Annotated in this window: 13 protein-coding genes; 3 read left to right on the top strand and 10 right to left on the bottom strand. The window is 36.9% G+C overall.

The features are described from left to right. Positions 1–200: 200 nt before the first annotated feature. The 5 genes from KO521_RS17815 to mutY form a co-directional block, all read right to left on the bottom strand. Positions 201–1,214, bottom strand: coding sequence for a GntR family transcriptional regulator (locus tag KO521_RS17815; RefSeq protein ID WP_215941254.1), 1,014 nt, complete (start codon positions 1,212–1,214; stop codon positions 201–203). Between the two features lie 274 nt (positions 1,215–1,488). Then, the gene (gene gldD / locus KO521_RS17810; RefSeq protein WP_215941253.1) at positions 1,489–2,040 is read right to left on the bottom strand and encodes a gliding motility lipoprotein GldD; all 552 of its coding nucleotides are present in this window, start codon (positions 2,038–2,040) and stop codon (positions 1,489–1,491) included. Beyond that, positions 2,027–3,346: a gliding motility-associated protein GldE gene (locus KO521_RS17805; RefSeq protein ID WP_215941252.1), complete on the bottom strand. Its 1,320-nt coding sequence runs from the start codon at positions 3,344–3,346 to the stop codon at positions 2,027–2,029. The genes gldD and KO521_RS17805 overlap by 14 nt, the downstream gene beginning before the upstream one ends. Before the next feature lie 176 nt (positions 3,347–3,522). Continuing rightward, complete coding sequence (locus KO521_RS17800; protein ID WP_215941251.1) at positions 3,523–3,987, bottom strand: single-stranded DNA-binding protein; 465 nt, start codon at positions 3,985–3,987, stop codon at positions 3,523–3,525. A 145-nt stretch (positions 3,988–4,132) separates the two neighbouring features. Then, a complete protein-coding gene (mutY, locus tag KO521_RS17795; RefSeq protein ID WP_215941250.1) occupies positions 4,133–5,164 on the bottom strand; it encodes an A/G-specific adenine glycosylase in 1,032 nt (343 codons plus the stop codon). Positions 5,165–5,342: 178 nt separating this feature from the next. Between mutY and KO521_RS17790 the strand changes: the two genes are divergently transcribed. The 3 genes from KO521_RS17790 (at position 5,343) to KO521_RS17780 (ending at position 8,073) form a co-directional block, all read left to right on the top strand. After that, positions 5,343–5,633: an HU family DNA-binding protein gene (locus tag KO521_RS17790; protein ID WP_038236075.1), complete on the top strand. Its 291-nt coding sequence runs from the start codon at positions 5,343–5,345 to the stop codon at positions 5,631–5,633. Positions 5,634–5,922: 289 nt separating this feature from the next. After that, entirely contained in the window at positions 5,923–7,470 is a 1,548-nt protein-coding gene (locus tag KO521_RS17785) for an Rne/Rng family ribonuclease (protein ID WP_038236077.1), read from the top strand. Positions 7,471–7,599: 129 nt separating this feature from the next. Continuing rightward, positions 7,600–8,073: a regulatory protein RecX gene (locus KO521_RS17780; RefSeq protein WP_215941249.1), complete on the top strand. Its 474-nt coding sequence runs from the start codon at positions 7,600–7,602 to the stop codon at positions 8,071–8,073. Positions 8,074–8,090: 17 nt separating this feature from the next. Here the strand turns inward: KO521_RS17780 and KO521_RS17775 are convergent, their stop codons facing one another. The 5 genes from KO521_RS17775 to bioA form a co-directional block, all read right to left on the bottom strand. Then, entirely contained in the window at positions 8,091–8,588 is a 498-nt protein-coding gene (locus KO521_RS17775) for a DUF6646 family protein (RefSeq protein WP_215941248.1), read from the bottom strand. A 36-nt stretch (positions 8,589–8,624) separates the two neighbouring features. After that, positions 8,625–9,485, bottom strand: coding sequence for a cupin-like domain-containing protein (locus KO521_RS17770; protein WP_215941247.1), 861 nt, complete (start codon positions 9,483–9,485; stop codon positions 8,625–8,627). 67 nt (positions 9,486–9,552) lie between these two features. After that, complete coding sequence (bioB, locus tag KO521_RS17765; RefSeq protein ID WP_215941246.1) at positions 9,553–10,647, bottom strand: biotin synthase BioB; 1,095 nt, start codon at positions 10,645–10,647, stop codon at positions 9,553–9,555. A 98-nt stretch (positions 10,648–10,745) separates the two neighbouring features. After that, the gene (locus KO521_RS17760; RefSeq protein ID WP_215941245.1) at positions 10,746–11,924 is read right to left on the bottom strand and encodes a beta-ketoacyl synthase N-terminal-like domain-containing protein; all 1,179 of its coding nucleotides are present in this window, start codon (positions 11,922–11,924) and stop codon (positions 10,746–10,748) included. Positions 11,925–11,933: 9 nt separating this feature from the next. Next, the gene (gene bioA / locus KO521_RS17755; RefSeq protein WP_215941244.1) at positions 11,934–13,235 is read right to left on the bottom strand and encodes an adenosylmethionine--8-amino-7-oxononanoate transaminase; all 1,302 of its coding nucleotides are present in this window, start codon (positions 13,233–13,235) and stop codon (positions 11,934–11,936) included. Positions 13,236–13,289: the final 54 nt, after the last annotated feature.

The following is a 13,289-nucleotide window of genomic DNA, read 5'->3' as shown; positions in this document are numbered from 1 at the left end:
AGAATTAAATAGAAAAAAATTAACATTATTAAGCATTTCTATGCTACTCTATGCTACAAAACAAAAATAAGAATTATTTCCATATGAATAACAAAAAACTTACTCTAAAAATGAGAAATATTCATTTTGAAAGCTAAAAATTATTCATTTCAGAATTAATTAATCTTGTTTGTACCGTAAATACAGACTACGCGCAAACTTTAGAGGGAATTACGCTTTAACAGTTTTGAAGTAACAATAGTATGGGAAATCATGTTGTTTTTTACATGGTGCGCTGCCATTGTAGCCATTTCCTTAAAATCTGTGGAGATTGTAGTGATGCCTCCAAAGGCAATTTCTTTAATTATATGATCATTATGGGAGAGTACACCCACATCCTCTCCAACAACTATATTTGAATTATGACAATCTTTTAGTAGCTCCCAAAGAGAAGTATCATTAATAAAAAAATAGACGGTTCCCTTCTCAACAGAACCTTCCATGTAATCTTCCAACACCACTCCGTTTAAACCATAATCAGCAATAAATCTGTGGAATGCCAGGAGAATTCCCCGCGGGTAATCCCTGTTTTCAGCGTAGAACAGTACTATTTTCTTATACTTTTTAATTTGTGGAAGCAACTCTTTTAACTTATCGAATGTGGTTGCCTCAAACTCCTGAGAAATATATGAATATTCCTCCGTCATAGGCAAGTAGCGGTCAACCACCAAGAGCTTTTGAGGCTCAATCCTTTCAAGAAGTGGTCTAATGGCTGCGTTGGGAATGGGGGCAACTACATACATTCCATATTTTCCCCGGATATTATTAAAAATAGTTTCAAAAATGGAAACATTATTGTGGTGAAAGAAGACATCTATTTGATATCGTTTTCCTAACTCTTTCCTGAACGTATTGTAAAAATCTTCCTGAAATCGTTGAAATGAAAACAATAATAAGGCTATTCGCAGTGTTACTTTTGTTTCATCGCTTATTATAAAATACCCTTTTAATTTTTTGGATTCAACTAAGCCTCTCTCCTTTAATTCTTCGTAAGCCTTAACTATAGTCTTCCTTGCATAACCAATATCACTCACCATTTTATTTATTGATGGCAACTTATCCCCAACAGAAAGCTCTCCTGAATCCAAAGCCTCTATGACACCATGCACCAACTGTTCATGTTTGGTTAAACTATTTACTTCTTTTAGTCGATGGATTATATGGAGTAACGACATTCGTTAGTATTAAAATTAAAGGCTGTGGCGATATTTGTAAGTATAATAATACAAATCTATTATAATAAACTTTTAATATCACATTTTTTGCGCTACAAATAAAAAAATAAATATTTTACAAGAAAACACTTACCAATTTTATTATACACAAAATATTTAACAGATAATTATGGAATATAACTATCTAGTCAAGTGCATTTGCACACTTATTAAAGTAAAAAAATTACAAGAATGAAAAAAGAGGTTACCTAGTTACCCCAACTTTTCATTTTGACTATTTCCATCGCAGGCTTTCCATGATACCACGAATGTCATTCTGTAGATAAGCTGCAGCTGGGTAAATAGAATCATAATTAGGTCTGGTATAGAAGTATAAAGACCCGGTTACAAAATTATCCGTACTATCCGTAACATAGAACTGTGCTTGTGAGGCCGCATTACCACTAACTTCGTAAAACATACCATAAACATCGTTTTTATCGTTCATAAACGGCTGTTCCGATATTCCATCTGCCTTTACAGAATGTTCATAACTCAACTTTTGAGCATCGGAAAGAAGCTTTTGCACATTATCTTCCACTTTTCTATAGTTAATGTATATCTCGCCTTTCATATCCGGATACCCTAAAACCAATGACGTTTTGGTCTTGCTTTTTATTCGTGCCTTAGTGTTGTATTTAAATAAAAAGTAATCTGTCTCTAATTCTCCTTGTTTAGGAGCTTCATATTCCAGACGTAATTGGGCCTTGGGTTTTGGTAGAACCTCTTCTTTACAACCTATGACCAACATAAGTATTACTAAAACAAACAAACTATATCTGCACATCTTGGGGTAACGTTATTTTTATTTGCTTCAACCTCTTTTTGTCCAAGCTTTCTACAATAAACTGATAATCATTAAAGGCGACTTTCTCACCTCTTTTGGGGAAACTCCCAGCAATCTCAAGAACAAAACCAGCAATGGTCTCTGATTCGCCTTTCTGCTCTTCAAACTCAGTTTCATTTTCAATCTTTGCTACGCGATAAAAATCCTTTAGCGCAGTCTTACCATCAAAGACATAATTATAATCATCCAATTTTGAAAAAATTAAATCCTCATCATCAAACTCATCACTTATATCACCAACAATCTCCTCTATAATATCCTCTAAAGTAACGATGCCGGATGTACCTCCGTACTCATCCACTACAACGGCCAAATGATTTTTCTTCTCCTGAAACTCCAACAAAAGGTCATCTAACTTCTTGTTCTCAGGTACAAAATAGGGCTCCCTAACAAGGGTCATCCAATTAAAAGTTTTTCTATCTATATAAGGCAACAGATCTTTAACGTAGAGCACTCCAAGAACATTGTCCATATTTTCGGAAAAAACCGGAATTCTAGAATACCCATTCTTTTTGATTTCTGCCAAAATTTCCAAAAACTTCATGTCTTCGCTAACGGCAAATATATCTATGCGCGGCCGCATTACCTGTTTAGTATCTGTATTACCAAATGTTACGATACCCTGCAAAATTTTTTGTTCTTCCTTTGTAGTATCTCCCTCAGCCGTTAGTTCCAATGCTTGAGAAAGATGATCTATACTTAAATTGGATTTTTGTTTACCCAATTTATTATATAAAAAGATAGTGCCCGCCCTCATGGGAAGACTCAAAGGACTAAAAATAAAATCCAACATCTTTAAAGGGTAAGACATAAAATGCGCGAACTCTATACGATTTCTGTTAGCGTATACTTTTGGTAAAATTTCACCGAACATAAGTATTAGGAATGTAGCAACCACTACTTCTAATAAAAACCGGACCCAGTCCAACTCTACATTAGCAAAAATTGAATTCCCTATGTTACTAAACAATAGTACTACACCTATATTGATAGCATTATTGGCTATTAAAATAGTAGCCAAAAGTTTTTTAGGACGTTCTAGAAGCTTGATAATGATATTACCTTTCACGCTTTTTTGTTCCGTTATCTCGTTCACATCTGTTGGCGAAAGACCAAAGAAAGCTACTTCCGCACCAGATATTAAGGCAGAAGACATTAACAATACGATTAGAATTGTAATTTCAAGTGCGAACGCACCCGTAAACGAGATAAAGTAAGGAACTAAACTAAGGGGGTCAGGGTCCAACGGCCAGAAATTTAGGAATAAACTATGGTTTGTGAATATAACTTCATTTCAAAACTCCGCTTAACGTAGAACAACGCACAGTCTGAAGATGCTGTAAAACTACAATGGTCTGAATTTACTTTTGTCATACCTTTTAATTGCATTTTTAGGGGTTTACTAAAAATACATATTTTTTCTTAGAACGGAAGATCATCTTCTTGCTCTGGGCTTACCGATTGAGCAGCTTTAGGACTACTTGCCGTATTTGAAACGGCATTTTGCGACGGTTGTTGCCCTCCCGTTTGCTGATTTGACATACTTTCTTTTTTAGTGGAAAGAAATGTAAAATCTTGAACGTGAACTTCTGTACTATAACGGGTATTGCCATCTTCACCCTGCCACTGGCGGTTTTTTAAACGGCCCTCCACATAAACTTTATCACCTTTGCTTAAATATTTTTCACATATCTCAGCAGCCTTATTTCTAACTACAACATTATGCCAATCTGTGTTGGTAACTCGCTCACCCGTCTGTTTATTGGTGTAACTTTCATTAGTAGCAATAGGAAAGCGGCCAATACATCCTCCACCTTCAAAATAATGCATTTTAACTTCATCTCCTAAATGACCAATTAACATTACTTTATTTAAAGTACCGCTCATAATCTCTTTTTTTGAAATTTGAATCTACAAATATACTCGTTTTTAAGCCTTATAAACCATCAGTATAGGTTACTATTTTTGAAATTTAACCTTTACCAAAACCAAAGGGCCTCTTCTTAAAAGCAGCTCTATTAAAAATAGATACTTAAAAAAGTTTTAAAAAGTCGGCAATTAGTACTGGAACGGGGTATTTCTCAACTTCGCTGAATGATATACTGCCTTCCTCACTTTCCTTTGTGTTCACAATCCAAAATGTGGTATACAAGTGCTGATGGGACAGTTTATGTACAATAGCATCTTCATTAAACCTCTGCAAAGAAATCAACTCCGATTTATAATCAAGGTTGCCCAACTCCTGCACTAAATCAGCTTTTGAAAGTTTCTTATCTGACTCCACAAGAGGAAATTGCCATAGATTTTGCCAAATTCCTTTGCCTTTCCGTTGCTCAAGAATTGTTTTGCCTTCATAAGACCTTAATACAACATAGTTAAAGTATCTATTACGAACTTTAGTCTTTTTCAACTTTACCGGAAGCTCACCTACCTTGTTGGTCTGTAGTGCTACACAGCTTTCACTCAAAGGACACTCTATGCAATTTGGATTTTTGGGTGTACACTGAATAGCACCAAATTCCATTATCCCCTGGTTATAATCACGAATGTTTTCCACATTCATGACCTCTCTGGCTAACTTTTTGAAATATTTAACACCCTCCGTACTATTAATGGCTAATTCCACACCATTATAACGAGCCAAAACCCTATAAACATTACCATCTACGACAGGTTCCGGCCTGTCATAACAAATAGACGCAATGGCACTGGCGGTATAGTCCCCTACCCCTTTTAATTGTAACAATTCTTTATATGTATTAGGGAAAACTCCACCATATTGATCTACTACCATTTTGGCGGTAGCATGTAAGTTTCTTGCCCTGGAATAGTAGCCCAAACCTTGCCAAAGCTTTAAAACCTCTTCTTCGGATGCACTAGCAAGGTCATGAACTTTAGGGTAATTACTAATGAATTTCAGGTAGTACGGTGTACCCTGAACCACCCGTGTTTGCTGCAACATAATCTCCGAAAGCCAAATCTTATACGGGTTTCGTGTACCCCTCCACGGAAGGGTTCTTTTATTCGCTTCATACCAAATAAGAATTTTCTCTGAAAAAGTCATTTTTACAATTGCTATGCCACGAAATTAATGGTTTAAAAAAGGATATAATACTTTAAGAATGGTCATAAATAGAAAAGTGATGGTGAACTACTTAAAATTAACCCTTTAGCACAAAAGATTAATTTTAATTTATATATTTGCATCCCAAAAAAATTATACTGAAAATTTAACACGAAAGATGACGAAAGCAGAAATTGTATCGAAAATCTCAGACAAGCTGGGAATTGAAAAAGGTGATGTACAGGCCACAGTTGAAAGTTTTATGGAAGAAGTGAAATCTTCTTTGGAAAGTGGTGATAATGTGTACCTTCGCGGTTTTGGTAGTTTTATCATTAAGACAAGAGCCGAAAAAACCGGAAGAAACATTAGTAAGAACACTACTATTAAAATACCGGCACACAATATTCCTGCATTTAAACCTGCCAAGGTTTTTGTAGAGGGTGTCAAAAGCAACGTACAAGTAAAATAAATATACTAACTTAAAGTAGAATTTTATGCCGAGTGGTAAGAAAAGAAAGAGACATAAGGTAGCTACCCACAAGCGCAAGAAGCGCAGGAGAGCTAACAGACACAAGAAAAAATAATTGCTAGGGGTTGAAAAATTTTCAACCCCTTTGCTTGTTTTTTCACCCATACGTTCATTGACATAGAGATTACAGATAATCTCGGCGAACTTTTATGGTTCGTTTCAATTATTTATTAATCTATTTGTCTATTTATTATAAATAGTAAGTATCGGCAAATACAAATATATTCAGGTGAATAGAGAATTAATCGTAAGATCTAGTTCTGATGCCGTCGATTTTGCACTCCTAAAAGATGGAAAGCTCACTGAATTGCATAAAGAAGAAGACAACAACGATTTTTCCGTTGGTGATATATTCTTAGCAAAAGTTCGCAAGCCGGTTACCGGTCTAAATGCAGCTTTTGTAAACGTAGGTTATGAAAAAGATGCTTTTTTGCATTATCATGATCTTGGCCCACAACTGGCCACTATGCTTAAGTTCATAAAGGGCGTGAGTACCAATAAAATTACTGATTACTCACTTGCCAACTTTCCATTTGAAAAAGACATTGATAAAAATGGCGTAATAACAGACGTTATCAAAGCCAATCAGTCTTTATTGGTTCAAATCGTTAAAGAACCAATTTCAACCAAAGGACCAAGAATTAGCTCCGAACTTTCTATAGCGGGGCGTTATTTGGTTATGGTGCCTTTTTCCGATCGAGTTTCCGTATCTCAAAAAATAGGGAGCAGCGAAGAAAAAGAAAGGTTAAAAATACTGGTAAGAAGTATAAAACCTAAAGGATTCGGGGTCATTATAAGAACAGTGGCCGAGGGCAAAAAAGTAGCGGAACTAGACAAAGACCTAGAAAACTTGTTGGCCAAATGGTCAACAATGTGTAAAAAATTGTACAAGGCTCACACGCCTTCAAAAGTGTTGGTTGAGCTCAACAGGGCATCTTCTATCCTTAGGGATATATTCAATGATTCCTTTACCGGAATTCATGTAGATGACGAAACCCTTTATGAGCAAATCAAAGATTATGTGCTAGAAATTGCACCTGGAAAGGAATCTATAGTTAAACTGTATAATTCTTCAGTTCCTATTTTTGAAAAATACGGAATTGAACGACAGATAAAAACTTCTTTTGGCCGTACCGCTAGCATGAGTAAAGGCGCGTACCTTATTATAGAACATACAGAAGCATTGCACGTTGTAGACGTGAACAGTGGAAATCGTTCCAATAAGGCCAAAAATCAAGAAGATACTGCTTTAGAGGTCAATCTATTGGCAGCTTCAGAAATAGCCAGACAATTGCGTTTGCGTGATATGGGTGGTATTATCGTAGTCGATTTTATTGACATGGTAAAAGCACCACACAGGAAAAAGCTTTTTGATCATCTTCGTGATGAGATGAAAGATGACCGCGCCAAACACAAAATATTGCCTCCTAGCAAGTTTGGACTTATACAGATTACCAGACAAAGGGTCCGGCCCGAAATGAACATCAAAACCACCGAGGAAAATCCGAATGGTAGTGGGAAAGAAATTGAAGCCCCAATTGTTTTGGTAGACAAAATTAATGCCGACCTAGAAAAGTTGTTGAAAGGACCTAAAAAAGATAACGGGATTACACTTAACATTCATCCGTTTATCGCGGCCTATATAACTAAAGGCTTTCCTTCCATGCGTTCTAAATGGTTCTTAGAGCACAAAAAGTGGATTAAAATACAACCGAGAGATGCGTATACGTATCTTGAATACCGTTTTAAAGACAAAGACGGTAAAACCATATATTAAAATCTTAAAGCGACCTTCGGCAACGATGGTCGCTTTTTTTGTGCCAAAAATTTACATTCCAAAGCCTAGTGTTCTTTAATACTTCAAATCGTACTTTAGCATTATAAATAAGCATGTTCCATCTTCACCATGAACCAACAACGAGCATATTCTATAGAAGAAGCAAAAAGAAAGCTGGAAAGTTATTGCGCTTATCAAGATCGCTGCCATAAAGAAGTGGTTACTAAGCTTCGTGAAATGCGTATGATTCCAGAAGCTGTAGATAAAATCGTAGTTCATTTAATCAATGAAAATTTTCTTAACGAAGAGCGATTTGCCCAAAGCTTTGCCAGAGGGAAATTTTCAATAAAAAAATGGGGCAAAAAACGAATTGTAAACGAACTGAAGCAACGTAATATCTCAAAGTATAACATTACTACCGCCCTTAAAGAAATAGACCCAGAAGAATACTTGCGCACATTAGATGCTTTAGCCGAAAAAAGAATTGCACAGATTACGGAAAACAACCCATTAAAGCGCAAAAAAAAATTAGCCGACTATCTTTTGTATAGGGGATGGGAAAGCCATTTGGTTTACGAAAAACTTAAAGAACTCGTACCCTGAATCTCTAAATTAGTTAATTAAAGAAAGTTAAAAACAGCACCGATATTTACATTAAATTGGTTATGTAGCTTATCTGCTGGTTCCAAATTTTCAATTTTGTATTTAGCTATAGGGAAACCTATTTCCGTATAAATTCCCAATCCATCTGAAAAAAAGTATCGCGCACCAGTATGAAAACCAAAATTCTTAAGGCCTAAATCCAATCCCGGATAAATATCTACCTCATCACTTAGACCAATTATACTGCCTAAATGTGCACTAAAACGGGCTTTCAAATCAAAACGATCCTTTGTACTGGCAGATACTTCCTCTTCTATTCCCAAAAGATAAGTCCCAGTAGCTCCAATAGATATATTTTCACCTAAACCATAATCATAAGACGTCATGATTCCCGTGCCGTTACCCTGCAAATTAGCTCCTACTTGAAATTTTTGGTCTCCCCTACCCTCGTAAGCCTGAGCCGAAATAAAAATTGTTGAAAAAAGCAAACATACAGATAGAAAGTAAAGTTTCATTATAGTGTATTTTTTAAAGAAAAGGATTCACAAAATTTATTTGGACAATCGTTTAGCAGTACGCTCAATTGCCTTTTTATTTTTCTTGTCTATCCATTTTTGGCCTTGTAATTTCCGCATTAAAATATCAAAATTACGCATTATGAAAACATTATACACTCCCTCTGCAAAATTTATAGGATTCTTTGGCCAAGACCTAAGACTCATTGAAAAACCAGGTGTTTTATACTTCATATAATGCCAATAACCTTCCGGCATATAAAGTACTTCACCATGGTTCAATTCAGTTTTAAAACCATTCGCTTTTTTCAATGCAGGCCACTGCTCAAAATCCGGATTATCAAAATCTATACTTTCATGAGTAATAAGGGAGTGGGGAACTTTATACAAGAATTTAGTCTCCGAAGGCGCAAAGAGAATACACTCTTTTTTCCCTTCAAAGTGAAAGTGGAAGATATTAGACATATCAATGTCATAATGCATAAACGTGTATGAATTCTTACCGCCAAAAAACAGCATAGGCAGCTTTTTTTTCAAGGTCAAACCAAAATCAGGAAACTCATAGTCCTTTTGAAGTTCTGGCACTTCCTTTAAAACGTTCCAAAGAAAAATACGGAATTTGGTAGGTTTGGCCTTAAGCAAATCAACGTATTCAGACATCTTCATTTTTGCATGTGGCTCATTAAAACCATCTTCATGGTTTACAGGCCTATCATCATACAAAGGAACAATCTTATCACCGGCAACCTCACTAATGTAGTTTAGGTTCCATTTCTCAAAAGCAGGCCAGTTTTCTATGGCACGCTCTATCACCACAGGTTTCTGCGGTTTAAAATAATACTCTAAAAAGTCTTCCTTGGTAATTGTTGATACCCGGGGAATAGCTGCTAGCTTCAATGGAATTAGAATTCTATTTAAGCCGTAAATTTAATTAACCTTGAGTAAAGATTTACTTAAAATTAAATTAATCTACTACTTTGCTCTTCGCTTTCGCCTCTTCGTTTCTCTCGATAGTATGCCCCGGTCTAGTCCATTTTGGCTTTTCACCTAAAGGTTGCAACTTAGATTCAGCAGCTTCTACTGTTTTTGGTTGTGAAACTTTGGTAAATGGTTTTTGCGGATTAAGACCGAGCATTTTGAACATTTCCATATCCTCGTTTACATCTGGATTAGGAGTAGTCAATAACTTGTCTCCCGCAAAAATAGAATTGGCACCCGCAAAGAAACACATAGCCTGTCCTTCTCTACTCATTTCCGTACGACCTGCGGATAAACGAACTTGCGTCTCCGGCATAACAATACGTGTAGTTGCCACCATACGAATCATGTCCCAAATAGAAACTGGCTCCATATCTTCCATTGGGGTTCCTTCTACGGCCACCAAGGAATTAATAGGCACAGATTCCGGCTGTGGATTTAAACTTGCCAAAGCAACTAACATTCCGGCGCGATCTTCAATAGCCTCACCCATTCCAATGATACCCCCGCTACAAACCGTTACATTGCTCTTACGCACGTTATCTATTGTTTCTAAACGATCTTCAAAGGCACGTGTAGAAATAACATCTTTATAATAATCTTCTGAGGTATCCAAATTATGATTGTATGCATAAAGGCCGGCTTCTGCCAAACGGTGTGCCTGGTTTTCTGTTAGCATACCCAACGTACAACAAACTTCCATATCTAGCTTGTTAATGGTACGCACCATTTCCAATACTTGATCAAACTCCGGACCATCTTTTACATTACGCCATGCAGCCCCCATACAAACGCGTGAGCTACCGGAAGCCTTTGCTCTAAGTGCTTGCGCTTTTACATGCGAAACTTGCATAAGATCATTCCCTTCAATATCCGTGTGGTACCGTGCCGCTTGGGGACAATACCCACAATCTTCTGGACAACCACCAGTTTTTATTGAAAGTAACGTAGAAACCTGAACCGTATTTGGATCGTGATGTTCTCTATGGATAGTAGCTGCATCGTAAAGCAGCTCCATTAAAGGTTTGTTGTAAATATCAAGAATTTCTTCTTTCGTCCAGTTGTGTCTTGTTTCGCTCATAGTCTTTTTGAAAATCTCGGCGTAAAAATAACCTTTCTAAAATTGAAATTGCAAATTAGACCAAATATTCCTAACGCTAATATTAAAAAACGCCCCGTTTATTTGGAGAGCAGAACGGAAACCGCGTTACCACCAAAACCTACCGCATTTACGAGTACTTTTTCAAGCTTTTTAGGAGATGGGGCATAGGTGATAAAAGGCACTCTTATTTCATGTTGACGCTGTATCATTAGGGCCGCTAATTCTATGCTTAACGCTCCCGACGCTCCAAAAGTATGCCCTATTTTCCATTTATTCGTAGTTAAAAAGGGCAACTTGTTACAAAAAACTTTTTCAATGGCCTTATACTCAGATATATCACCCTTAATTGTACCTGGCGCATGCATGACAATCGCATCAACTTCTTCTGGATTTATTTCTCCCAAAGCCATTTTCATAGAGCTTTGAAAACACTCCGCATCCGTAGAAATAGAAATATTATGGCGCAAAGGTTCCGTGGCATAACCTATACCTTCAATGACAGCCATAGTGTTAGAGGAAACTCCTTTTTCCAAACACATGACAGAAGCACCCTCCCCTAAAACCATCATGTTCCTTTCCTTTTCAAAGTCCAGTGCTCGATTAGGGTATTCTCCTTCGTTCTTTAAACTGTTCTCCGTATTATATTGCGAGTATATTTTTAGCGCTTTCATCTGGGCAATGGTAAAGGGCGTTAATGGTGCCTCGCTACCGCCCACCAAAAATTTATCGGCCATACCGCTTCTGATCCATGCTACTCCGTTTAAAACAGCATGAAGCGCTGTAGAGCAGGTAATAGAATGTGATATTTCAGGACCTTTTGTTTTTAAATCGTGCGCAACCCATGACGAGATATTCCCTAAAGTAGTAGTTGGCGAGCTTAAAGTTGCCGTTCTATTATTTTCTAAAAATTCTTGGTGGTATTTTTCAAAAAGTGCCGTAGCTCCACGTGAAGACCCAATATTGACCCCAAAACCATCACCTACTTTCCACCCGGCTTTTGCTACGGCATATCGCGAAGCATAAAGCGCGTATAAAACCGAATTATCAAGACTTTTATATTTATTATCCGAATTTCTTAGTACCTCAATTTCTCGTTTAGATTCGTTGGATAAAGGAGCTATCCATTCCATCTCCCCTCCAAATTCAGTCTGAATAAAAAAATGGTTGTCTTTAAGGTAGTTCTCCCATGTTTCTTCAGAAGTCATTCCCAATGGGGAAACTGAGCCTATTGCGGTAATGGAAATTGGTTCTTTCAAGCGAAAAATTTAGATTTTGTTCAGTAAATCTTCAATGGTAGTATAAATTTTTTGCAACTGACCATCAGTAATTACATAAGGTGCAGAAATATAAATGGTACTCCCAAGGGGGCGCAAAAATACACCATTATCCATAAAGTGCTTAAACATTTGGTCACGTAAATTCCCATAACGCTCCATTTTCACATTTAAATCCAATGCATATATAATTCCGCATTGTCTTGTTCGCGAAACTTTGGGGTGATTTTTCACTTTAGAGTCGAACTCTTCATGCAAAGCGATTACTCTTTGTATACTGTTTTGAATTTCTTGTGTTTGCAGCAATTCTAGTCCAGCTAAAGCTGCAGTGCAAGCTAACGGGTTTCCGGAATAGGTATGGCCATGAAAAAGCCCCTTTGCCAAATCGTCACTATAAAATGCGTCGTAAACCTCTTGTGAACAACTGGTGATCGCCATAGGAATTAAACCAGCCGTTAATGCTTTGGACATACAAATGATGTCCGGTTTGGTTTTAATATATTCCGAAGCAAAAAGTTTTCCTGTCTTACCAAAGCCGGTCATTACCTCATCGGCAATGGTAAGTATGCCATGCTTCTTCAAAAGCTCTAAGATACGGTTTAGGTTTTCCGCCTTATGCATTTTCATAGCTGCTGCACCTTGCACCAAAGGTTCGTAAATGAATCCAGCCACATCATTTTGTTGTAATCTCACTTCTAGCCGAGAAAGAAGAGCCTCTATATTTTCATCCGTGGGAACATCAACCCGCTCCACATCAATAAAAAATTCCTCAAAAGGTCCATTATAAACCGATAGTCCTGAAACAGACATAGCCCCAAAAGTATCTCCGTGGAAACCCTCTTCAAAAGCCAGCATTGTCTTACGCTTCCTACCCTGATTAAAATGGTATTGTAATGCCATTTTAATCCCGATTTCCGTAGCCGTGGAACCATTATCCGAAAAAAACAATTTTTCTTGGTTGTCAGGTAATACTTTTATGAGTTCTTCTGATAATTTAACCGCGGGCTCATGGGTGAAACCACTGAAAACCACTTGGTCCAACTGTTGCATTTGAGCATGCACCTTTTCCGTAATGAAATCGTTGCAATGACCATAAGCGCTAGTATACCAAGAGGCAATTCCGTCTATATATTCCTTATTATCCTCGTCATACAAAATAGCTCCTTTTGCTTTAACGATTCCTAACATTTCCGGATGCAACTTATGCTGTGTTAATGGGTGCCATAAGTGTTTTTTATCTCTAATAGATAGACTTTCAGTCACTAAAGTTTCTGATACGTTTGCCTTCTTCATAATGCAAAGATGAGGAATTAAAACTTTTTTTTTGAAGTATTATGATCATCTTTG

Source organism: Zobellia uliginosa (assembly GCF_018860745.1).
Classification (GTDB): domain Bacteria; phylum Bacteroidota; class Bacteroidia; order Flavobacteriales; family Flavobacteriaceae; genus Zobellia; species Zobellia uliginosa_B.
This window is presented reverse-complemented; position numbering and strand designations above follow the sequence as displayed.

Bases quoted from the DNA above. Each gene is read 5' to 3' on its own strand.
- KO521_RS17815 (WP_215941254.1), bottom strand. From the start codon at position 1,214: ATGTCGTTACTCCATATAATCCATCGACTAAAAGAAGTAAATAGTTTA.
- KO521_RS17800 (WP_215941251.1), bottom strand. From the start codon at position 3,987: ATGAGCGGTACTTTAAATAAAGTAATGTTAATTGGTCATTTAGGAGAT.
- bioA (WP_215941244.1), bottom strand. From the start codon at position 13,235: ATGAAGAAGGCAAACGTATCAGAAACTTTAGTGACTGAAAGTCTATCT.
- KO521_RS17775 (WP_215941248.1), bottom strand. From the start codon at position 8,588: ATGAAACTTTACTTTCTATCTGTATGTTTGCTTTTTTCAACAATTTTT.
- mutY (WP_215941250.1), bottom strand. From the start codon at position 5,164: ATGACTTTTTCAGAGAAAATTCTTATTTGGTATGAAGCGAATAAAAGA.
- gldD (WP_215941253.1), bottom strand. From the start codon at position 2,040: ATGTGCAGATATAGTTTGTTTGTTTTAGTAATACTTATGTTGGTCATA.
- KO521_RS17780 (WP_215941249.1), top strand. From the start codon at position 7,600: ATGAACCAACAACGAGCATATTCTATAGAAGAAGCAAAAAGAAAGCTG.
- KO521_RS17790 (WP_038236075.1), top strand. From the start codon at position 5,343: ATGACGAAAGCAGAAATTGTATCGAAAATCTCAGACAAGCTGGGAATT.
- bioB (WP_215941246.1), bottom strand. From the start codon at position 10,647: ATGAGCGAAACAAGACACAACTGGACGAAAGAAGAAATTCTTGATATT.